Genomic DNA, 20,206 nt, shown 5'->3' with positions numbered 1-20,206 from the left:
GACAGGTTGACGTGAATGCGAATGCGGGTATTGCTGCTCGGCGCGGAAAATCCGCTGGGGCAGGCGTTGTTGGCTCAGGCAGCGGTGGAATTCATCCGTCTGGAAGCGGTTGAACGCCCGGAGCAGGGTTGGCTGCCGGAGATGGCCGATCAACTGCTGGCCGGTGCCAAGCCGGATCTGGTATTGAATCTGGCCTTCTATCGTGAGCAGTTCCAGCTGGGACTGGAAGACACGGCGGCGTTGCAGGCCCAGAAAAATTTCAACGAGCGGCTGATCCACGGCTGCGCGGCCAATGCCGTCACTCTGATGATGTTGTCCAGCGCCCGGGTGTTCGATGGCAGCAAGACCTCTTCCTATACCGAAAAGGATGAAGAGAACCCCAATGGCACGCTGGGGCGGTTGCAGGCCCAGTTGGAGCAGAGCCTGCGTACCCAGTGTGCCAGGCATGTCATTCTGCGCTTCGGCTGGCTGTTGGATGGTTCGGCAGCCGGGCCCTTCGCACGACTGGTAGATGGCTTGAGAGCGTCATCACCGCTGGCACTGCCCGAGGAATGGCGTGGCAACCCGACGCCAGTGGCCGATGCGGCGCGGGTTCTGCTGTCAGTGCTCAAGCAACTGGATTGCGCCGCCCCGGTATTCGGTACCTACCATTACGGCAGCAGCGAGGCGACCACCTGGATCAGCTTTGCCCAGTGTGTGGTGCAGGAACTGATTGGGCGGGGCGCGTTATCGGGCGATGTCACCATCCAGCCGGTGGCCTTCGGCAAACAGCCAGAGCTGCGTGGTCAACCGCAGAATGCCGCGTTGCTTGGGCGCAAGCTGTTGATGGTCTTCGGTATCAAGCCGCGCACTTGGCGCAGCCAGCTGCCGGCGCTGCTGGATGAGTTATCGGACTGAGCGCAGTCCATATGAAAACGGCCGCGATTGCGGCCGTTTTCTCTTTGGGCTCAGGCGTTAGAACTTGTAGCCCAGGCCGACCATGTAAACCCAGGGGTCAACGTCGACATCGACCTTGGTCTTCTGCACGCCCAATGCGCCAGGGCCTTTGACAGTCGCATCGGTATCGATATCGATATAGCGTACCTGGGCGTTGACCATCCATTTGTCATTGAGCATATAGTCAGCACCAGCCTGCAGTGCCAGACCGAACGAGTCGTCCAGCTCCAGGCTGCTGAAACCCTGGGCCTTGCGCGCGCTACTCAGCTCTTCCTGGAAGAAGGTGGTGTAGTTGATGCCGGCGCCCACGTAGGGTTGGAAGGCCGACTGATTGTTCAATGGGTAGTACACGACACTCAGAGTCGGTGGCAGGTGCTTGATATCAGCCAGCTTGCCATCCAGGCCGGGAATCCCGGTCGCTGCACTCACGCCCTTGACGCCAACCTCATGGCTGAAGGGAGTCGCGGCCAGCAACTCGATACCGATCTTGTCGGTCAGCATATAAGCAAAGTTCAGACCCAGCTGGGTATCGCTGTCAAGCGTGGCACTGGTTCCGCCAGCAGCTCCACCATCGAAATTGAGCTTGCCGCTGTCCTCGCGCGGATCAACCGTAATCGCACCCGCACGAACGATGATGTCGCCAGCCTGGTGGGCCTGAGCGATGGAAGCAGCCAGCAGTGCGGGAGCGAGGAGCAGGCCGAGGGTGATTCTGGATACGGTGCGCGACATTCAAATGTCTCCTTGGTGTCTTGATGGATTCACTCTAGGCGCGTCGACCGAATCGTTTATTGATCTGGAGCAATTGTTTGGGTCGCGCTATTGCGACAGGATGCCGCGGTTGAATTCTGCGAGCGGGAAGATGATAATGCTTCTCTTTTGTGGCGAGGCTATCAAGCGTCGTCATGCCCCCCGGGAGGAATTGGATGAGAGCGGTTTGGATATTCTTGCTGGCAGGGCTGCTGCCGGCCATGGCGCTGGCACAAGGCGCGGCTGAGAGCGCGCTGGCAGAAGGGGAAGCCCTGATGACCGAGGCGCAGCGTTCCCAGCAGCGTATCGACCAACTCGACGACGCCACGCGTGAAGCTCTGAGCCGCTATCGGCAGGCGATTCAACAGAAGGATCAGCTGGCTGAATACAATGAGCAGCTGAGCAAGATGGTTGAGTCCCAGCGCAGCGAGCTGGCGGACCTGCAGGCTCAGCTGTCGACTATCGAGGAAACCCAGGCCGAAGTCGTCCCCATGCTGCAGCGCATGGTCCGGTCGTTGGAACAGTTCATCGAGCTGGATCTGCCGTTCCTGGAAGATGAGCGAGCTGACCGGCTGGCGCAGCTCCAGGCCTTGCTGATCCGGCCTGAAGTCACGGTCGCGGAAAAGTATCGCCGGGTGCTCGAAGCCTACCAGATCGAAAGTGACTACGGCCGCACTCTGGAAGCCTGGCGCGGCACCCTGGACGTCGACGGTGGTCAGCGCGTGGTCGAGTTCCTGCGGCTGGGCCGGCTGGCGCTGTTCTACCAGAGCCTCGATGGCCATCTGCAGGGGCATTGGGACGCCGAAGCCCGGCAATGGCAACCGCTGCCCGCCGGCTATCACCGCACCTTGGCGCAGGGTCTGAGAATTGCCCGCCAGCAGCAGACCCCGGTCATGCTGCGCTTGCCTTTGCCGCCGGTCAGTGAACAGGGAGCTGCACAATGAAACGTCTATTGATCGCTTTGGCGGTGGCTCTGAGCAGCCCGCTGACCCTCGCGCAACCGGCCTCCCTCGACCAGTTGTTGCAGGACATCCGCGAGATCCGCAGCAGTGAACAGGCTGCCATGCGCGAACGTGAAGCGCAGTTCCTGCGCGAGCGGGACAATCAGCAGACCCTGCTGACACAGGCCGAGCGCGAACTGGCGCCGATCAAGGCCGAGGCCGATCGGCTCAAGACCGAATTCGACCAGCTCGAAGCGGAGCTGGCCGCGACCGAGACGCAGATGCGCGAGCGCAGCGGCAATCTCGGGGAGCTGTTTGGTGTAGTACGCCAGATGGCCGGTGATACCCGCAGCCAATGGCAGGACTCGCTGTTGAACATGCAGTTCCCGGAGCGGCTGGCACAGCTCGACCAGCTTGCTGGCGCCGCGCAGATCCCCACGGTAGAAACCCTGGAGCAGTTCTGGTTCATGCTGCAGGAAGACATGACCGCCAGTGGCAAGATCAGCCGCTTCCCCGCGCCGGTCATCGGGCGCGATGGCCAGCAGCAGGACGTGCCCGTGGTACTGGTCGGCCCCTTCGTGGCGCTGGCTGAGGGCGAATACCTCACTTATCAAGCCGAGGCCGGCACCCTGCAAGTGGCTGACAAGCAGCCGGATGGCCGCGGGCTGATCAATGACTTTCTCGCACCGCGCACCGAGCTGGCCGACCTCATGGTCGATCCCACCCGGGGCACCGTCATCGGCCAGATGCAGCTGACCCCGTCGTTCATGGATCGGGTGCGCCAGGGTGGCCTGGTGGGATATGTGATCATTGCTCTGGGTGTGCTCGGGGTGGTGCTGGCGCTGATCAAGCTGGTGTGGCTGCTGGGTATTTCCAACAAGGTCGAGCGCCAGGCCAACAGCCTGGATCAGCTGCGCGACGATAACCCGTTGGGGCGTATTCTCGGCGTGATCGGCAGCAAGCCGCGGCTGGAGGAGCTGGATACCCTGGAGCTGAAGCTGGACGAAGCGATCCTGCGCGAGACGCCGGCGCTGGATCGTGGCAACGGATTGATCAAGCTGCTCGCCGCCGTGGCGCCGCTGCTGGGTCTGCTCGGTACTGTTACCGGCATGATCGCTACCTTCCAGGCGATTACCCTGTTCGGCACCGGCGATCCCAAGCTGATGGCCGGTGGTATTTCCCAGGCGCTGGTGACCACGGTACAGGGGTTGGTGGTGGCCATTCCGCTGCTGTTTTTGCATGGCATGCTGGCCTCGCGCAGCAAGGCGGTCATCCAGGTGCTGGAGCAGCAGAGCGCAGGCCTGATTGCCCTGCACCTGGACTCCGGAGAGCGGCGCGGTGAGTGAAGCCCTCTGGTTGCTCAGGGACTTTCTCGACAGCGGCGGCTGGGTGCTGTGGACCATCCTGTGCTTCACCATCGTGCTGTGGACATTGATGGTCGAGCGGCTGTGGTACCTGTGGCGCATCTTTCCCAAGCGCTCGGCCAGCCTGCAGAACCGTTGGTTGCGGCGCGCCGATCATAGCAGCGCTGCAGCCCGGCATATCCGCGAAGCCTGGCTTTCCGTGGCCCGGCAGCGGCTCAATCGGTTCATGCCGATGATCCGGGTGCTGATCGCCATGTGTCCGTTGCTCGGCCTGCTGGGCACGGTCAGCGGCATGATCCAGGTCTTCGATGTGCTTTCGATCAGCGGGACCGGCAATCCCAGAGCGATGGCCGCGGGCGTGTCCCGGGCCACGGTGCCAACCATGGCCGGCATGGTGATTGCCATCAGCGGTTTATTTTGCCTGGCGCGACTCGATGCAGCGTCGCGGCTGGCCATGCAGCGGCTCACCGACCGCCTGCGTCACGAATAGGAATACTTGAACATGCGCATGCGCAGACATTCAGCAGGTAACGACGACGAAGCCGGCATTGACCTGACCCCCATGCTCGACGTGGTGTTCATCATGCTGATCTTCTTCATTGTGACCAGCACCTTCATCAAGACCACCGGCATCGAGGTCAATACCCCCACTGCGGATAGCTCCGAGCAGCAGCCCAAGGGCAATATCCTGATTGCAGTGGACCCCAACGGAGAAATCTGGATCGACCGCCAGCAAGTGGACATCCGCGCCGTGCGCGCCGCGGTGGAGCGCATGCGCGTCGATCAACCCGATAGCACCGTGGTGGTACAGGCTGACCGGGATGCCCGCAGCGGCCTGGTGATCCAGGTCATGGACCAGGTACGCATGGCCGGAGTGCAGGATGTGGCACTGGCTGCCACGGCGGGAGCCAACTGATGCGGCTGCTGGTCAGCTTTGCCGGTGCCTTGCTGGTGACGCTGGCGCTGTTCGCCCTGATGATGCTGATGATCATGCCGCCACGGGACAACCGTGATGTAGGCGAGGAGCTGGCGCGGGTCAGCTTTGTGCGCAGCGTCGCCGATACACCCAGTGATAGTCGCCAGCGTCAGCAGCGGCAGCCGCCAGAGCAACCGCAGCCGCCGGACGTGCCGCCGCCCCAGCCGGCACCACCGCAGCCGCAGGTCGACACCAGCGTACAGCTGAATATCAGCGTGCCGAACCTGCCGACCCCGGGCCTCAATGTGGCGGTTACGCCGACGCTGACCGGGATCACCGCGGCGGAGGCGCCAGCACCTGCGCCAACCCCCGCACCCGCGGCCCCGGCGGCGCCGGCCGCCTCCAGCAGTCCCACTACGGCCGAGGAAGTTACGCCGCTGGTGGATATTCCGCCGAACTATCCGCAGCGCGCATTGGCGGCGGGCATCGAAGGCGAAGTCACGCTGGCATTCACCATTTCTCCCGACGGGCGGGTGGAGAATCTGCGGGTCACCTCGGCCAAACCCAAAGGGGTGTTCGAGCGTGAAGCCCGCCGTGCCGCCAACCGCTGGCGCTTTGCGCCGCGGCGGGAAAACGGCCAGGCGGTCGCGCGTGAAGCAACCAAAACCTTGTATTTCCGTCTGGAGGACAGATGACCATGGGCGTCGCAAACCTCTACCGTAGTGCTGCACTGGGTCTGACGCTGCTACTGGCGCCTGGATTGGTAATGGCGCAGCAGGCGATCAATCCAGCGGTATTCCAGGCCCTGTCGGCGGCGCAGAAGGCGCAGCAGGATGGCGATCTGGGCAAGGCACGAACGGTCCTGAGCGGGGCGTTGGACAGCGCTGCGGCGGGCAGTCTGGAACTGGCGCTGATCCAGCAACGGCTGGGTTATCTGGCCATTGCGGCCAAGCAGAACCGCCAGGCCATCGATTGGCTGCGCAAGGCGCTGGCCCATGACCAGCTGGATGCGCCGGCGGCGCGCCAGGATCAATTGAATCTGGCGCAGTTACTGGCTGCCGAGGGCCAATATGGTGAGGCCGCCCGGTTGTTGGAGCGGGTACAGGCGGGCGGTGCCCTGTCGCTGGAGCAGAAGCAGTTATTGGTGCAGTGCTACAGCCAGGCCCGGGAATACGCCAAGGCCATTCCCCTGGCCGAGCAGGTGGTGCGGGCCAACCCCGCCGCCGATGATGTCTGGTATCAATTGCTGGTGGGCATGAACTATCAGCAGGAGCGGTATGACAGCGCCGCGCAGTGGCAGAAGGTGCTGCTCAAGCGCGCGCCGCAGAATCGTGAGCACTGGCGTCAGCTGGCTGGTCTGCAGAGCCAGGCTGGCAAGCAGCCGGCGGCGGCGGCGACCCTGCGGTTGGCCCACGAAGCGGGCGTCGGGCTGACCCAGCCTGATCTGGACAATCTGGTGGCGTTGCAAGTCAATGCCGGCGCGCCCTGGCAGGCGGCGCGTCTGCTGGAAGAACTCATGGCGCAGAAGCTATTGCCGGTGAATGCCGCGCGACAGGAGCGCCTGGCACAGCTGTGGACCCTGGCCCGTGATCGTGAACGGGCACGGGACGCCTGGGTCGCCGTAGCCAACGGCAGTGGCCGTTCCGATCACTGGCTGCGATTGGCGGGTATCCAGTTGGAGGAGGGCCAGTGGTCAGATCTGCTGGCTACCCTGAAACGCGCGCAAAGCGGCGCCAGCAGTCAGCAGCGTCAGCTGATCCGGCAGTGGGAAGGCTATGCCCGCTCGGCGATCGAGAACAACAGCTGATCAGCGACCGGGATCAATAGACATAGGGTTCAACACTGGCCGCGTCGATACGGTAGCCGGCGTTGGCCAACTCGCTTTCCATGCGCTCGACGCGGATCGCCCCGCTGATCCAGAATGGCTGATACAGGTCCCGCAGCTTGATACCGCTGGTGCTGCGCACATGCACTATCTGGTTCGAGGGCGGCGGCGGTACATGGATGCAGGCGCCGAAATAGGGCACCAGCAGAAACTCCTCTACCTCCATCGCATCGGTGATGGCCAGCGGCACCACGTAGCCGGGTAATTTGATCTGCCGGCCATCCAGTGCCTGCACCACCGGCGCAGCGGGCTCCATCTGCACCGCCGGGTCGCCCAGCTCCGCATCCATCTCGCCCAGCAGTGACAGGTCATGCACCGGCAGTGGCGTTTCCTGTAGCTCGCGCAGCTCTGGCGGCAGTAGCTCATCCCAGGAAATTTCCTCGGCCGCGTTGGCTGCTGCCGTTGCCAGCAGTAACAGGCCGGTGAGCAATAATCGTGAACCCATGTGCATGTCCCGTTCTGGTCAGGTGCGGATCGACAGACCGTCGATCAATGATTGGCGATAGGCGCGCCAGGCCGGCACGCAGCCCATGATGATGGCGGCCAGCAATATGGCACCCAGCAGGCTCCAGTCCCATAGGCCGGGGGCGGTGATCGGAATGAACAGGCCGTAGTGTGACAGGATTACCGGCTGGGCCAGCCACATCGCCAGGTACATCAGCCCCAGCCCCAGCAGTATTCCCGCCAGTGCCAGGCCGGCGGCCTCCAGTAACAGCAGGCCGAATACATGCCGCGGGCGGGCTCCCACCGAGCGCAGGATGGCCATTTCCCGACGCCGTTCGTTGAGGCTGGCGAGGATCGCCGTCAGCATGCCGACCAGACCGGTCAGCACAACGAATACCGAAACGATGAACAGTGCCTGTTCCGCTACCCCGAGCAGGCTCCATAACTCTTGCAGCGCGACCCCAGGCAGCACTGCCATCAGCGGCTCGTCGGGAAATCGATTGATATCCCGTTGCACGGCAAAAGTGGCTACCCGGCTATCCAGTCCAAGCAGCATAGCCGTGATCGTGGTTGGTGTCAGGTCCAGGCTGCGGGCCTGCTCGGCATCGACGCTCGCCGCACCGCGGGCCGGCATTCCCTGCTGCCAGTCCACATGCAGCGCCTCCATGCCTTCCAGGCTGATATGAATGGTCCGGTCCACGGGGGTGCCGGTTTTGCCCAGGATGCCGCTGACGCGGAACGGTTTGTCGGCGTGCTCGACGAAGCTCACGGCGCCGGTGCCATGAGCCAGGACCAGCTCGCTGCCGAGTTGATAGTTCAGTTCCCGGGCGATATCCGCGCCGATTACCGTATCGTACAGGTCATCGAAGGCGCGGCCTTCGGTGAACAGCAGCGCACGATCACGGCCATGGCGAAAATGCTTGAAGTAGTCACCGGTGGTACCCATCACCTTGAAGCCGCGGTGCGAATCCCCCAGCGAGATAGGGACGGCCCAGTCTACCCGGGGGTGCTCGGCGACTCTCTGATAGCTGTCCCAGCGCATATTGCTGGTGGCATTGCCGATACGGAAGACCGAATACAGCAGCAGTTGCACCGAGCCGGTACGGGGGCCAACGATCAGGTCGGTGCCAGAGATGGTCCCGGCGAAACTCGCGCGGGCTTCGTTACGGATCTTTTCCACGCCGAGTAGCAGCGTCACACTCAGGGCGATGGCCAGTACCGTCAGCAACGCCGAAAAGCGTCGATTGAGCAGACTGCGCAAGGCCAATGGGAACAGGTACATCAGATCACCTCAGAGCTGACGACGGCTCGGTTGAGTTCGCGCAGCGACAGACTGCGGTCGAACAATGACTCTAGCGCGGCGTCATGACTGACAAACAGCAAGCTGCTGCCCAGCGCCTGACATTCACTGAACAGCAATTGCAGAAACACCTCCCGGGTATCGGCATCGAGCGCCGAGGTCGGCTCGTCGGCAATGATCAGCTCGGGACTGCCGATCAGCGCCCGGGCCGCGGCCACGCGCTGCTGCTGGCCGATCGATAGCTCAGTCACCGGTTGGTTGCGCAATGCAGGCTGATCCAGCCCCAGGTGGGCCAGCAGATGCAGCGCGGCAGCCTGCACATTGCCGTGGCGTTCGCTGGCGCGTTGCTGACGCAGGCTGGAAAAATGGCAAGGCAGGATGATGTTCTCCACTACCGACAGATACGGCAGCAGGTTGAACATCTGGAAGATGTAACCGGTGTGATCGGCGCGAAAACGGTCGCGCGCCGAGCTGGACATGCCTGCCAGATCCGTACCGAGCAGACGGATACGGCCGCTGGCTGGCAGCTGCACGCCGCCCAGCAATCCCAACAGGGTCGTCTTGCCACTGCCGGAGGGGCCTTTGAGAAAGACTCGCTCGCCGGCCTGCAAAGTGAAACTGTCGATATCCAGCAGTGTGGCTCGACCGGGCCAGGCGAAGGTGATCTGTTCGAGTTGGACTACAGGTTCAGCCATCAGGGGTTCCATTGGAGTATTCAGAAGCGCACGCGCCTGCTGGCAGCTGTCAGCTCGCCACCCTGTTGGCCTCGCGGAGTGATTGCCTGCAGGATCAGCTTCTCGCTGCCGGGGAACAGCTCGAACAGGGTGACGTCCAGATGCTCCAGGCCTGTCGGAGTGCTGCAGGCGTAGCTGTATTGCGCGTTGATGTCAGCATGCTCGTGCTCGTGTTCATCATTATGCCCATGGTGATGCTCATGTTCGGCATGGGCATCATCGCCTGAATGCTCGGGCAGGGCAAACAGGGGGCTATGCAGCTCCATTGACTCCAGGCTGCACTGCGCGGCAGCGGGCAGAGCAAACAGCTTTTCCGGCTGGCGCAGGGTGCTCATCAGGTTATCGAGCTGATCACGCTGCGCCTGGTTGTGCGGTGCATGCTCGAAGCCTAGCAGGTCACCCGCCGGGGTCGTCAGCTCCAGTAGTAGCTGTTTATCGTCAATGACGATATCCAGGGTGCCGACGCCATGCTGATGGGCGGCTGCATTGTGGGATCCGTGCGCATGGCCATGTGGCTCATGGGCATGCAAGGCGAGGCTGACGGTGCTGGTCAAGGCGAGGGTGAGGAGAGCGAGGCGCGGCATGCGAGAATCCTTGTTCAGATAATTTGATGTTATCTTATAACGATTTCGTGTGAGATCAAGCCTGCCATAGATCGCCTGGGTGGCAACCCGAATATTAAGGTGTTACTGGGCGTTGCTGGCGCGAGCGAGATGCCGGCACCTCGCTGGGTACCGGCATCTTCATTGATGTGACGGTGCCTGACTAGAAATGTGCCTTTAACAACAGGCTGGCGGTGTTCTGGTCCGTCGTTCCAACGAACTGTTCGCTGACATAACCGCCGTCTTTGATACCGTATTTATTCTTCCAGTAGTCATATTCGATGCCTACATAGACCTTCTCCCGCCAGCCCAAGGCCTTACCGAGGTCATATTTGATTTGCGGGTTGATATGCACGTTGGCGTGATACTCGCCCCGACTGTTCTCGTCGTTATCCACTACCCAGTCGATATAGCCGTCAATCACCAGATCGGATCGACCCACCGGGATGGTATAGCTCCAGGCTGGAGTGATCTGCCAGACATTGTCCCCAGGCCGGCCGCCATCGGTTTTACGCAGATAGGTATTGAGTTGGAAATAATCAAATCCCGGTATTGCCAGGTCAATGGCGGGACCGATCAGATAAGCTTCGGTATCGCCTTTGCCAAACTCGTAGGTCATCGAGAGTAATATATCCGTGACCGGCCCGGCGGCAATATGGGTGCCGCTGATCTTTCCGAAAGACAGCCGAGGGGAGAACTCGCCGTAATGGGTTCGCTCATCATCACCCTCATTGGCTCCCTTGCCGTTGAAGTTGATTTGATCAATGAAGATAAACAGATCTCCTACACTCCAGGCGCTGGCATGTTCGAATGTAAAAGTCTGCTGAATAGGTGGGTCTATCTTGAAGTTCTTTCCATAGAGATAGGTCAGGCTATTTGTGTGCCACTGAACAAGTTCCCCGGCACATACTGGGCCAGACACCAGGCCGATGCCCATAAGCAGGAAAGGTAGGGTTTTTTTCTTCATGAGTAATATCCGGTTGTCGTTTTTATTATTACCGGCGCGCAGGCCGATTGGTTCTTTGCTCTTTCTGTCTTCCTTTAGGCAAAGTCATTTCCCGCCCATGAACGCTAATAGCTGCTGAAGCCAATGCAGCATTAAACCGACTCTGTGCGGGTTGGGGCAGCGTCAGTCAGGTTCAGGTGCGATGGCGTCGAGGGAAGCGGAGGGGTACAGGAGCTTGCTCGCCAGAACGTAGACCAGAGCGGCACAAACAATGCCATTCAGCGGCGCTATGCTGAGTGGTCCTGCTGCCGGCGACATCAGTGAAGCGAGGATCGCCAGTGCCCAGGCAACCATCGCAGCCCAGTTGACGCTCTTGAACTGATGTAGGGCAAAGTCTGGATAATGGGTTTTATGCCGCAAGTAGAAGTCGCCGATTATGACGCCGCCAATCGGCGGCAGGGCGATGCTCAGAAACGTAAGCCAGCCGACGAAGTTGTTATAGAGCAAATCGGCTAGCGCGGTACCGACCAGGCCGGCGATCCATACCAAGTGGACCCGCTTCAGTCCGGTGAGGTTGGTCAGGCCCAGGCTGGAGGCATAGAGGGCGTTGTCGTTGGTCGTCCAGATATTCAGTATCAGCAGGATCATGCCGCCACCAAGGAGGCCCTGAATGGCGAGCACTTCAGCGATATCGGCATGGGAGGTGGCGATCGCACCGATCGCACCAAAGAAGAACATCAGGCTGTTGCCAAAGGTAAAACCGATGATGGTGGCCCAGACGCCGATCTTTCTGCTTTTGGCAAAGCGGACAAAGTCAGGTGTGAGGGTGGCGCCGCTGATAAAGGAACCGACAGCGAGAGCAACGCCCACCGAGAAGGTAAGCGGCGAGCTCGGAACACTGTCCAGCAGCGTCCTTATACCGCCATCGGTATCGACAATCGCTTTGCCGACGGAGGTGAAACCGAGGATCAGGATGGCGGGAACGGCAATGATGCTCAACCATTCGATGGCCTTGAAACCGACCGCCACGGTGTAGGTCATGGCCACGCCGCCAATGATGATGATCCAGAAAAACGGGATCCCGAGGAAGGTATTGATGGGGTGAGCGAGCATGGCCAACCCCACCCCGAACCAGCCGATCTGGGTAATTGCCAGCATGAACGAAGGGAGCTTGGAGCCGGTTTTACCGAAGGAGTACTGGGCGAGCAGGTGGGTGGAAATATTGGTTTTGGCCGCGGCGTATCCCAGCAAGGACCCATAGAGACCCAGGATCAGGTTGCCTGCCAGGATCACTATCAGCAGGTCTGGCCAGAGGCTAAAGCCTTCGCCCAGCTTGCCGCCAGTCCACATGCTGGCGGCAAAGAAAGTAAAGCCGAGCATGACGGCGGACATGGATATCAGGCCACGCCGGGAGCCTGACGGCACAGTGGATGAGGCGTAATCATCATGGGTGCCCCCGGCATGGGCGGACTTTGCGAGTTTTGCAGGCTTTGGCATGGGTACAGTCTCTTTTTATTATTGTCAGAGCGGTTTACTGCGAGTCAGAACACATCTTGAACAAAGCTGATGTCACGTGGCTGCTCGTTGCTCAGCAGTTGCGGCACCACGGCTGCAGTGCGGCAAATGACCTGGCCATGGCGGATTACTTCCAGGCGGGCCGGGCGCAGGCGCAGGGCTTCAATCGGATTGCTGGCTTGCAAGATCACCAGGTCCGCGCGATTACCTGGCTGCAGACCATAGCCATCCAATCCGAGCACCTTGGCGCCGTGAGTGGTGACGGCGGCAAAGGCGGTTTTCATTTCATCGATACCGGTCAACTGGCCAACATGCAGACCCATATGCGCCACATCGAGCATGTCGTGGGAGCCGAGGCTGTACCAGGGGTCCATGACGCAGTCATGCCCGAAGGCGACGTTGACGCCAGCAGCGAGCAGCTCCTTGACTCGGGTCATGCCACGCCGTTTGGGATAGGTGTCATGGCGGCCTTGCAGGGTGATGTTGATCAAGGGATTGGCGACCACATGCAGGCCGGCTTCGCTGATTAGCGGGATAAGCTTGCTGTTGACGTAGTAATTGTCCATGGAATGCATGGAGGTAAGGTGAGAGCCGGTGACGCGCCCCTGCAGGCCGAGGCGCTGGGTCTCATAGGCGAGAGTCTCGATATGCTGAGAGTCCGGATCATCGCTCTCATCGCAGTGTAGATCGACAGGCAAGCCGCGATCGGCAGCCAGTTCGCAAAGGGCTGTAATCGACCGGTTGCCTTCTGCGCGGGTGCGCTCGAAGTGGGGTATCCCACCGATTACATCGACACCCAGGTCCAGGGCCCGGAGCAAGTTCTGCCTGGCAGTGGGGGAGCGGTAGTAGCCGTTCTGCGGAAAGGCAACCAGTTGCAGATCGATCAGATGCTTCAATTCGCGGCGTACTTCTAACAGGGCTTGCACCGCCATCAGGCTATCATCGGATACATCCACATGACTGCGTATCGCCAGGGTGCCGCGGGCGACTGACCAGTGGCAGAGTTCTATGGCGCGTTGCTTTATTGACTCGAAAGTCAGATCGGGCTTCAACTCGTTCCAGACCGTAATACCTTCAAGCAGGGTGCCACTCTGGTTGAGACGTGGCTGACCGAGACTCAGGGTAGAGTCCATATGGAAATGACTGTCGACAAAGGGCGCGGTGACCAGGCAGCCTGGGTGACAGAGCACCTCCTTGGCCTGGGCCTGGATATGCGGGGCAATTTCCAGGGTTTTGCCCTGATCAATTGCGATATCTACATTCTTCGCTCCGCAGGGCAAATTGACGCTGCGGATAAGTAAATCAATCATCTTTCCCTACCTCAGTTGTTAATGGGCACTAAAACTGACGCACGAGAATACCTCCGGTAATCAACAGCGCGATACCCACTACTCGCCCAAGGCTGAGCGCGTGTGGAGTAAATCCCGCCAGACCAAAATGATCAATCAAGGCCGCCGCCGTCATTTGCCCGACCAGCGCCATGCCCAGCATGGTGGCAGCGCCCAGGCGGGGGCTGAGCACGACCATCGCAGTCACAAAGAAGGCGCCCATGACGCCTCCGCTCCATTGCCAGAACGGTATCGCAGCGAGATCCGCCCACGCCGGGCGGGGCAGGCGAACTGTCATGCACACGGCTATCAGTAACAACAGACCGACCGCAAAGGAGACACATGCTGCCCACAGGGCGTGCCCTGCGCTCAATGCCAGCTGTGCATTCAAGCCCGCCTGCAACGGTAAGACAGCCCCCGCCGCCAACGCCATGAGTAGATACATCCACACGTTCCTGTCCTCTTCCGCGGGGGCACCGCTGTTCTACATTGTTAGCCTCGGCGTACCACGGGCTGCGGGGTATTCAGCTCGTTCTCGCGGGCAATGGCATCGAACACCGGACCAAAGGCGGGCCGGGGAATGTATTGGCCGGCACCTTCCACTGCGAGCAGCTGACCCTCGCGCCAGACAACCTTCCCGCGGCTCAGCGTGTGGCTCGGTATGCCGGTTACCGTGCGGCCTTCGAAGATGTTGAAGTCGATGTTCTGATGATGCGTCTTGGCTGAAATAGTGCGGGTGCCGGCCGGGTCCCACACCACCAGGTCCGCATCGGCACCCACGGACACGGAGCCTTTGCGTGGGTACATGTTGAACAGCTTGGCAGTATTGGTCGAAGTCACCGCAACGAACTCGTTCATGGTCAGGCGGCCCTGGTTGACGCCCTCGTCCCACATGATCGCCAGGCGGTCCTCGATACCGGCGGTGCCGTTCGGAATCCGGGTGAAGTCATCCTTGCCAGCCGCTTTCTGGTCTGCGCAGAAACAGCAGTGATCGGTTGCCGTCGTCTGCAGGTTGCCGCCGCGCAGGCCTTGCCAGAGCGCCTCCTGGTGTTCCTTGGCGCGAAATGGCGGGCTCATGACATGGGCTGCGGCAAATTCGAAATCGGGATGCCGGTACACGCTGTCATCGATGACCAGATGACCGGCCAATACTTCGCCATACACGCGGTTGCCGTTATTGCGGGCGCGGGTAATGGCTTCCAGGGACTCCTTGCAGGAGACATGCACGATATAGATGGGCACGTTCATCGCCTGGGCAATATGGATGGCCCGGTTGGCCGCTTCGGCTTCAACCACGGGTGGACGTGAGAGCGGGTGGGCTTCGGGGCCGGTCATGCCCTTGGCGAGCAATTCCTGTTGCAGCTGGAAGACCAGTTCGCCATTTTCAGCATGGACGGTCGGCATTGCCCCCAGTTCGACAGAGCGGCGGAAACTTTTTACCAGGGTTTCATCGTCCGCCATGATCGCGTTCTTGTACGCCATGAAGTGCTTGAAACTGTTGACCCCATGCTCACGTACCAGAGTGCCCATTTCCTCGTGAACCGACTCGTCCCACCAGGTAATGGCCACGTGGAAGGTGTAATCCGCCGCCGCCTTGGCAGCCCAGTCGCGCCATTGGTGGAACGCCTCGAGCAGTGACTGTTGGGGAGATGGAATGACGAAGTCGATGATACTGGTGGTGCCGCCAGCCAGGCCGGCAGCCGTACCGGTATAGAAGTCATCGCTTGCCACGGTGCCCATGAAGGGCAATTGCATATGGGTGTGAGGGTCGATACCGCCGGGCATCACATACTGGCCGCTCGCATCTATCACTTCGGCAGTTGCGGGGGCATCCAGATTCTCACCTATGGCAACGATCTTTCCGTTATCGCAGTACACATCGGCGCGATAGGTCTTGTCAGCGGTGACCACGGTACCGTTTTTTATGAGTACGGACATTGCTGGTTCTCCTTACGGGTCTTGGCGAGCCGGTGTCTGCATTATTGGCCGGCTCGATAGGTAACAAAGCTCATTGCGGGCGTTGCATGCTGTTGCGCATGAGAAGCAGGTAAACGCAGGCGGCGATTGCCAGGCCGACAAACCAGGCATAGGTATAGATCTCCTGGAATACAGCGGGCACGCTATCGATGAACCCGGCGACATGCAGGAAACCCGGCAGGTTGGGCAGCACCCCGACCACCAGTGCCACCAGGGCGATCGGGTTCCAGCCATTGCGGTAGCTGTATTCCCCGTCATTGCGAAAGAGTGCCTGGTGATTCAGGCGGGTTTTGCGAATCACGAAATAATCGGCAACCATGATGCCGGCAACCGGGCCAAGCAGCGCAGAATAGCCAATCAGCCAGGTGAAGATGTAGGCGCTGGTCGACTCCAGCAGCTTCCAGGGCATGATCGCGATACCGATACCCGCGGTCAGGTAACCGCCCATCTTGAACGAGATTCTGCTGGGGCTCAGGTTGGAGAAACCGTTGGCTGGGGCAACCACATTGGCTGCCAGGTTAGTGGTCAGGGTCGCCAGGATCAGGGCGATCAAGGCGATAACCACTGCGGTGCCTCCCATCTGGCTGGTCAGCTCGACAGGGTCCCAGATGGCTCTGCCATAGATCACCACGGTTGCCGAGGTGACGGCTACGCCGATAAAGGCGAAGAGTGCCATGGGCAAGGGCAGGCCCAGAGCCTGACCGATAAACTGGTCTTTCTGGCTGCGGGCAAAACGGGTGAAGTCAGGAATGTTGAGCGCCAGTGTGGCCCAGTAACCTACCATCGCCGTCAGCCCTGGCCAGAACACGGACCAGAACTGCCCTTCGCGCGCGCCGCCGGCAATGAACTGGGAGGGCGTCGAGAGCATCGCGCCAAAGCCGCCTGCCTTGAAATACGCCCAGCCCAGCAGAGCCAGGCCCATCGCGATCAAAAAGGGCGCGGCGTAGGTTTCCAACCAGCGAATGGACTCAGTGCCATAAGCAATGAAAACGACGTGCATGGCCCAGAACAACAGGAAGCACACCAACTGCCCCAGGTCGATACCGAGAAAACCGATAACGCTGCCGGCGATGGCATTATCGGTCATGATGTTGACGATAATATAAATCGCCGAGCCGCCTACCCAGGTCTGAATGCCAAACCAGCCGCAGGCAACCAGCCCGCGCAACATCGCTGGTAGCTTGGCGCCTGCGGTACCGAAGGAAGAGCGCAGCAATACGGGAAAGGGAATGCCATGCTTGGTACCTGCGTGACCGATGGCAATCATCGGTACCAGCACGACAAGGTTGCCCAGCAGAACAGTCAGGACCGCTTGCCACCAGGACATGCCTTCGGCCACCAGCCCAGCAGCCATCATGTAGGTGGGAACACAGACCACCATGCCAACCCACAAACCTGAGATGCTTTGCCAGGTCCAGGTCTTGTCTTCTTCTCTGGCGGGGGCCAGGTCTTCATTCCACAGGTCTGCGCTGGGGCTGCCGCCCAGGGTTATATCGTACTGAAGTGAATCGGTTTGAGAGTGCATTGCATTGTGCCTCGACTCTATTGTTTTTATTAAGCACGTCGGTATCCCGCGCCATACAGGATATTGTTTACTTGCAACTCTAGGTTCTTGCCGAGCGGCAAATAGCCGTCATGAGTGCGCTGCACTTGCAGCACACTATCCGTATGTCACTGAATATATTAAGTAGCGCCCCGAGCAACTGTATTCGGGCGCTATCGACTCACGCTTTGGTTAAATCGGGTTATCTGGAAGCGGAATCAGGTGGTATCCGGGGATGTAGCTGCACATGTTTTCATCCTCTTATCAGTGTTCTCTTATCGAGATATTCAAGTCGAATGCTAGTACAACGAGTGGGCACCCACTTCAGGAGAAAGTAACCATCGCCTGGTTATGCTTGTACGGTTGTTTCCATCGCTTTTTATAAATTTATAGTAATGTCATCGACCGTATTGGAAGTTGATGTTTGCAAACCTACAAGCAAGATTTGAGAGGGTCAAGCATTATTTTTCCAGTCGGTAAAAAAATTCTTTCCTCTAGTGGCAGGTGTTTTTTGGCCCCTGCCAGCGCTCACCGGCAAGCACGGGAGCTACAGGGCTTCTGGATCAATTTGCGTGGCTAGATGCTGTCCGATGGCTATCCCGCCAAGCGGTCGAGCTCTTCGAGATAGCTCTCAAGGATCAGATTAGGCGGGGCGGTCTTGCGGGTAATGGCGCTGTAATGGGTGACGTAGCGGTTTGTGCCGGGGTTGATGGCTCGCATGCTTTGCTCGCGTACCCAGCGGTCGGCGTAGTGGGTAGGCAGGTAACCGATATAGCGGCCAGTCAGGATGAGAAAAGCGATCCCTTCGCGGTCGGTTGCTGATGCCGCGGCCTTCAGGGGCTCATGCAATGCCTTGATTTGTGGGGTTTGCGCATACGCCGGCAAGACCGCATCCCAGCCACTGAGCGCCACCGGCTCCGATGCCGGGTGCGCGTACAGCGGATGGGTCGAGCTGCAATACAACTGCGAGACCTCTTCGTACAGCGGGCGGTAATGCAGTCCCGGCAGGGATTTCAGGGCGGGAATGATGCCCACATGCAGGCGGCCGTCCAGCACACCCAGCTCGATATCGTTGGGCGGAATCATGCGGATATTGATCTGCACATCCGGGCCACGGTCCTTCAGCGCACCCAGCGCCTGGGTGATCAACATCTGCGGCATGGTGACCAGGCTGTCGGTGATGCCGATATTGAGCTCGCCCTTCAGATAGTCATGCAAGCTGTTCACATGGGTGCGGAAGCCTTCAATGGCCGCCAGCATCTGCAGGGTTGCCTGATAGACCTCGCTACCTTCCTGAGTCAGGGAAAAGCCGCTGCGCCCTCGCTGGCAAAGCCGTAGTGCAAGGCGACCTTCGAGCTCGTTCATGGCGATGCTGATCGCCGCCCGGCTGATATTCAGCTCGACTTCCGCTGCGGAAAAGCCGCCGCATTCAACTACCTTGCGAAAGATCCGCAGCAGACGCAGGTCGGTATCACTGATCTGGCCAGGTAATGCCAGCTTACGGGGTTTCATCTTGTTGTCCTCGATAACCGGTGCCCAGCAGCATAGCGGAGGAAGTGCCTTGAGTTAAGTAAACGCTTGCATGAAGGTAAATAAGCTTGGGTTTTACTTTAGCGTGCTACTGGCGAGACTGGCTGCACAAACAACGTACACAGAGGGTGATGTTATGTCTGATCACAATAATCAGCGCCATGCTGGACTGACCCCCGAGCAGCTTGACGCCTACTGGTTGCCTTACACCGCAAACCGCCAGTTCAAAGCGGACCCACGCCTGATTGTCGGTGCCGAAGGCAGCTACTATGTCGACGCTGAAGGCCGCAAGATATTCGACGGTCTTTCCGGGCTCTGGTGCTGTGGTGCTGGGCATAACCGGCCGGAGATTGCCGAAGCGGTTGCCAAACAACTGCGTGAACTGGACTACGCTCCCGCTTTTCAGTTCGGCCACCCCAAGGCTTTTGAGCTGGCCGAGCGGATTACCCAATTGACGCCAAAAGGCCTCGACCATGTGTTTTATACCAACTCCGGTTCAGAGGCGGCGGATACCTCGCTGAAAATTGCCCGGGCCTACTGGCGCAAGAAAGGCAAGCCGACCAAGACCAAGCTGATCGGTCGGGCCAAGGGTTATCACGGCGTCAACTTCGGTGGCATCAGCCTGGGCGGCATCGGCGCTAACCGGATGCTGTTCGGTCAGGGTATCGATGCGGATCATCTGCCGCATACCTTGCTCAAGGAGAATCTCTTCAGCCGTGGCATGCCCGAGCGCGGTGTCGAGCGTGCCGAGGATCTGCTGGAGCTGATTGCTCTGCATGATGCCTCCAATATCGCAGCCGTCATCGTTGAGCCGATGGCTGGATCAGCGGGCGTACTGCCGCCGCCGGTGGGTTATCTGCAACGCCTGCGGGAAATCTGCGACCAGCATGAAATCCTGCTGATATTCGATGAGGTGATCACCGGCTTTGGACGAGTGGGGTCCAATACCGGCGCCGAAGAGTTCGGCGTCACCCCGGACATGATGAACGTTGCCAAGCAGCTCACCAACGGCGCTGTGCCCATGGGCGCGGTGATTGTGCAGCGCGAGATCTATCAGACCTTCATGGAGCAGGGCGGGCCGGAATACGCGATTGAGTTGCCGCATGGCTACACCTATTCCGGCCACCCGGTGGCCTGTGCCGCGGCGCTGGCCTCCCTGGATATCCTGCAGAGTGACCGGCTGGTTGATCGGGTGCGGGAGATGAGCCCGATCTTTGAAAATGCCCTGCATGGTCTCAAAGGCACCCGCTACGTCACGGATATCCGTAATTACGGGATGGCTGGCGCGCTGCAGATAGAAAACCACCCCGGGGAGCCTGCGCGGCGCACCTTCGAGATTGCCATGAAGTGCTGGAAAAAAGGCTTCTATGTACGCTACGGCGGCGACACCATCCAATTGGGCATGCCTTTCATCGTCGAGCGTGAAGAGATCGACAATGTCGTCAATGCCATTGGCGACGCCATCAACGAACTTGACTGATACCGCTAACAATACAGG

20 protein-coding genes are annotated in these 20,206 nt (G+C 59.9%); 8 read left to right on the top strand and 12 right to left on the bottom strand.

Annotated elements, in window-relative coordinates; all coding sequences use genetic code 11:
* Nucleotides 1-15: 15 nt before the first annotated feature.
* Complete coding sequence (locus tag DHB74_RS15825; RefSeq protein ID WP_136870010.1) at nucleotides 16-897, top strand: sugar nucleotide-binding protein; 882 nt, start codon at nucleotides 16-18, stop codon at nucleotides 895-897.
* A gap of 57 nt (nucleotides 898-954) precedes the next feature.
* Here the strand turns inward: DHB74_RS15825 and DHB74_RS15820 are convergent, their stop codons facing one another.
* Nucleotides 955-1,665 carry an OmpW/AlkL family protein gene (locus DHB74_RS15820; protein ID WP_280165078.1) on the bottom strand — a complete coding sequence of 237 codons (711 nt, stop codon included), beginning with the start codon at nucleotides 1,663-1,665 and terminating at the stop codon, nucleotides 955-957.
* A 194-nt stretch (nucleotides 1,666-1,859) separates the two neighbouring features.
* Here DHB74_RS15820 and DHB74_RS15815 point away from each other — a divergent pair, with 194 nt between their 5' ends.
* Genes DHB74_RS15815 through DHB74_RS15790 form a run of 6 tightly spaced genes read left to right on the top strand, consistent with a single transcriptional unit; the run spans nucleotide 1,860 to nucleotide 6,711 of the window.
* The gene (locus DHB74_RS15815; RefSeq protein WP_499161993.1) at nucleotides 1,860-2,627 is read left to right on the top strand and encodes a DUF3450 domain-containing protein; all 768 of its coding nucleotides are present in this window, start codon (nucleotides 1,860-1,862) and stop codon (nucleotides 2,625-2,627) included.
* A complete protein-coding gene (locus DHB74_RS15810; RefSeq protein WP_280165079.1) occupies nucleotides 2,624-3,970 on the top strand; it encodes a MotA/TolQ/ExbB proton channel family protein in 1,347 nt (448 codons plus the stop codon). Before DHB74_RS15815 ends, DHB74_RS15810 begins: the two co-directional genes overlap by 4 nt.
* A complete protein-coding gene (locus DHB74_RS15805) occupies nucleotides 3,963-4,478 on the top strand; it encodes a MotA/TolQ/ExbB proton channel family protein (protein WP_036993658.1) in 516 nt (171 codons plus the stop codon). The genes DHB74_RS15810 and DHB74_RS15805 overlap by 8 nt, the downstream gene beginning before the upstream one ends.
* A 12-nt stretch (nucleotides 4,479-4,490) precedes the next feature.
* On the top strand, nucleotides 4,491-4,904 hold the full coding sequence (locus DHB74_RS15800) for an ExbD/TolR family protein (protein WP_036993656.1): 414 nt from the start codon (nucleotides 4,491-4,493) through the stop codon (nucleotides 4,902-4,904).
* Nucleotides 4,904-5,599: an energy transducer TonB gene (locus tag DHB74_RS15795; protein WP_036993655.1), complete on the top strand. Its 696-nt coding sequence runs from the start codon at nucleotides 4,904-4,906 to the stop codon at nucleotides 5,597-5,599. The genes DHB74_RS15800 and DHB74_RS15795 overlap by 1 nt, the downstream gene beginning before the upstream one ends.
* 2 nt (nucleotides 5,600-5,601) lie before the next feature.
* Nucleotides 5,602-6,711, top strand: coding sequence for a tetratricopeptide repeat protein (locus DHB74_RS15790; protein WP_499161990.1), 1,110 nt, complete (start codon nucleotides 5,602-5,604; stop codon nucleotides 6,709-6,711).
* Nucleotides 6,712-6,724: 13 nt separating this feature from the next.
* Here DHB74_RS15790 and DHB74_RS15785 read toward each other — a convergent pair whose 3' ends face one another.
* The 11 genes from DHB74_RS15785 to DHB74_RS15735 form a co-directional block, all read right to left on the bottom strand.
* Nucleotides 6,725-7,234 (bottom strand): DUF3299 domain-containing protein, encoded by a 510-nt coding sequence (locus DHB74_RS15785; RefSeq protein WP_499161988.1) that lies wholly within the window; start codon nucleotides 7,232-7,234, stop codon nucleotides 6,725-6,727.
* Nucleotides 7,235-7,252: 18 nt separating this feature from the next.
* On the bottom strand, nucleotides 7,253-8,515 hold the full coding sequence (locus tag DHB74_RS15780) for an ABC transporter permease (protein ID WP_036993652.1): 1,263 nt from the start codon (nucleotides 8,513-8,515) through the stop codon (nucleotides 7,253-7,255).
* A complete protein-coding gene (locus DHB74_RS15775) occupies nucleotides 8,515-9,228 on the bottom strand; it encodes an ATP-binding cassette domain-containing protein (protein WP_036993792.1) in 714 nt (237 codons plus the stop codon). The genes DHB74_RS15780 and DHB74_RS15775 overlap by 1 nt, the downstream gene beginning before the upstream one ends.
* Before the next feature lie 20 nt (nucleotides 9,229-9,248).
* Nucleotides 9,249-9,851 (bottom strand): DUF2796 domain-containing protein, encoded by a 603-nt coding sequence (locus DHB74_RS15770; RefSeq protein WP_499161985.1) that lies wholly within the window; start codon nucleotides 9,849-9,851, stop codon nucleotides 9,249-9,251.
* 181 nt (nucleotides 9,852-10,032) lie between these two features.
* A complete protein-coding gene (locus tag DHB74_RS15765) occupies nucleotides 10,033-10,836 on the bottom strand; it encodes an outer membrane protein OmpK (protein ID WP_036993650.1) in 804 nt (267 codons plus the stop codon).
* A 162-nt stretch (nucleotides 10,837-10,998) separates the two neighbouring features.
* Nucleotides 10,999-12,312 (bottom strand): cytosine permease, encoded by a 1,314-nt coding sequence (gene codB / locus DHB74_RS15760; protein ID WP_051611509.1) that lies wholly within the window; start codon nucleotides 12,310-12,312, stop codon nucleotides 10,999-11,001.
* Between the two features lie 44 nt (nucleotides 12,313-12,356).
* On the bottom strand, nucleotides 12,357-13,640 hold the full coding sequence (locus DHB74_RS15755; RefSeq protein WP_499161982.1) for an amidohydrolase family protein: 1,284 nt from the start codon (nucleotides 13,638-13,640) through the stop codon (nucleotides 12,357-12,359).
* 28 nt (nucleotides 13,641-13,668) lie between these two features.
* Nucleotides 13,669-14,103 (bottom strand): DMT family transporter, encoded by a 435-nt coding sequence (locus DHB74_RS15750; protein WP_036993647.1) that lies wholly within the window; start codon nucleotides 14,101-14,103, stop codon nucleotides 13,669-13,671.
* A 47-nt stretch (nucleotides 14,104-14,150) separates the two neighbouring features.
* A complete protein-coding gene (gene hydA, locus DHB74_RS15745) occupies nucleotides 14,151-15,596 on the bottom strand; it encodes a dihydropyrimidinase (RefSeq protein ID WP_036993646.1) in 1,446 nt (481 codons plus the stop codon).
* A gap of 70 nt (nucleotides 15,597-15,666) precedes the next feature.
* Complete coding sequence (locus DHB74_RS15740) at nucleotides 15,667-17,160, bottom strand: NCS1 family nucleobase:cation symporter-1 (RefSeq protein ID WP_051611507.1); 1,494 nt, start codon at nucleotides 17,158-17,160, stop codon at nucleotides 15,667-15,669.
* 612 nt (nucleotides 17,161-17,772) lie between these two features.
* The gene (locus DHB74_RS15735; protein ID WP_074781285.1) at nucleotides 17,773-18,690 is read right to left on the bottom strand and encodes a LysR family transcriptional regulator; all 918 of its coding nucleotides are present in this window, start codon (nucleotides 18,688-18,690) and stop codon (nucleotides 17,773-17,775) included.
* Nucleotides 18,691-18,844: 154 nt separating this feature from the next.
* Here DHB74_RS15735 and aptA point away from each other — a divergent pair, with 154 nt between their 5' ends.
* Nucleotides 18,845-20,188 carry an omega-aminotransferase AptA gene (gene aptA, locus DHB74_RS15730; RefSeq protein ID WP_136870003.1) on the top strand — a complete coding sequence of 448 codons (1,344 nt, stop codon included), beginning with the start codon at nucleotides 18,845-18,847 and terminating at the stop codon, nucleotides 20,186-20,188.
* The last annotated feature ends 18 nt before the right edge of the window (nucleotides 20,189-20,206 follow it).

Source organism: Pseudomonas sp. G11-1, assembly GCF_024031555.1.
GTDB classification, from domain to species: domain Bacteria; phylum Pseudomonadota; class Gammaproteobacteria; order Pseudomonadales; family Pseudomonadaceae; genus Halopseudomonas; species Halopseudomonas bauzanensis.
Note: the sequence above shows the minus strand (reverse complement) of the source record. Positions and strands in the feature narration are given on the sequence as shown.

What these genes read in the sequence shown, in the direction of transcription:
- DHB74_RS15825 (WP_136870010.1), top strand. Translation starts at nt 16, where the DNA reads ATGCGAATGCGGGTATTGCTGCTCGGCGCGGAAAATCCGCTGGGGCAG.
- DHB74_RS15820 (WP_280165078.1), bottom strand. Translation starts at nt 1,665, where the DNA reads ATGTCGCGCACCGTATCCAGAATCACCCTCGGCCTGCTCCTCGCTCCC.
- DHB74_RS15815 (WP_499161993.1), top strand. Translation starts at nt 1,860, where the DNA reads ATGAGAGCGGTTTGGATATTCTTGCTGGCAGGGCTGCTGCCGGCCATG.
- DHB74_RS15810 (WP_280165079.1), top strand. Translation starts at nt 2,624, where the DNA reads ATGAAACGTCTATTGATCGCTTTGGCGGTGGCTCTGAGCAGCCCGCTG.
- DHB74_RS15800 (WP_036993656.1), top strand. Translation starts at nt 4,491, where the DNA reads ATGCGCATGCGCAGACATTCAGCAGGTAACGACGACGAAGCCGGCATT.
- DHB74_RS15795 (WP_036993655.1), top strand. Translation starts at nt 4,904, where the DNA reads ATGCGGCTGCTGGTCAGCTTTGCCGGTGCCTTGCTGGTGACGCTGGCG.
- DHB74_RS15790 (WP_499161990.1), top strand. Translation starts at nt 5,602, where the DNA reads ATGGGCGTCGCAAACCTCTACCGTAGTGCTGCACTGGGTCTGACGCTG.
- DHB74_RS15785 (WP_499161988.1), bottom strand. Translation starts at nt 7,234, where the DNA reads ATGGGTTCACGATTATTGCTCACCGGCCTGTTACTGCTGGCAACGGCA.
- DHB74_RS15780 (WP_036993652.1), bottom strand. Translation starts at nt 8,515, where the DNA reads ATGTACCTGTTCCCATTGGCCTTGCGCAGTCTGCTCAATCGACGCTTT.
- DHB74_RS15775 (WP_036993792.1), bottom strand. Translation starts at nt 9,228, where the DNA reads ATGGCTGAACCTGTAGTCCAACTCGAACAGATCACCTTCGCCTGGCCC.
- DHB74_RS15770 (WP_499161985.1), bottom strand. Translation starts at nt 9,851, where the DNA reads ATGCCGCGCCTCGCTCTCCTCACCCTCGCCTTGACCAGCACCGTCAGC.
- DHB74_RS15765 (WP_036993650.1), bottom strand. Translation starts at nt 10,836, where the DNA reads ATGAAGAAAAAAACCCTACCTTTCCTGCTTATGGGCATCGGCCTGGTG.
- codB (WP_051611509.1), bottom strand. Translation starts at nt 12,312, where the DNA reads ATGCCAAAGCCTGCAAAACTCGCAAAGTCCGCCCATGCCGGGGGCACC.
- DHB74_RS15755 (WP_499161982.1), bottom strand. Translation starts at nt 13,640, where the DNA reads ATGATTGATTTACTTATCCGCAGCGTCAATTTGCCCTGCGGAGCGAAG.
- DHB74_RS15750 (WP_036993647.1), bottom strand. Translation starts at nt 14,103, where the DNA reads ATGTATCTACTCATGGCGTTGGCGGCGGGGGCTGTCTTACCGTTGCAG.
- hydA (WP_036993646.1), bottom strand. Translation starts at nt 15,596, where the DNA reads ATGTCCGTACTCATAAAAAACGGTACCGTGGTCACCGCTGACAAGACC.
- DHB74_RS15740 (WP_051611507.1), bottom strand. Translation starts at nt 17,160, where the DNA reads ATGCACTCTCAAACCGATTCACTTCAGTACGATATAACCCTGGGCGGC.
- DHB74_RS15735 (WP_074781285.1), bottom strand. Translation starts at nt 18,690, where the DNA reads ATGAAACCCCGTAAGCTGGCATTACCTGGCCAGATCAGTGATACCGAC.
- aptA (WP_136870003.1), top strand. Translation starts at nt 18,845, where the DNA reads ATGTCTGATCACAATAATCAGCGCCATGCTGGACTGACCCCCGAGCAG.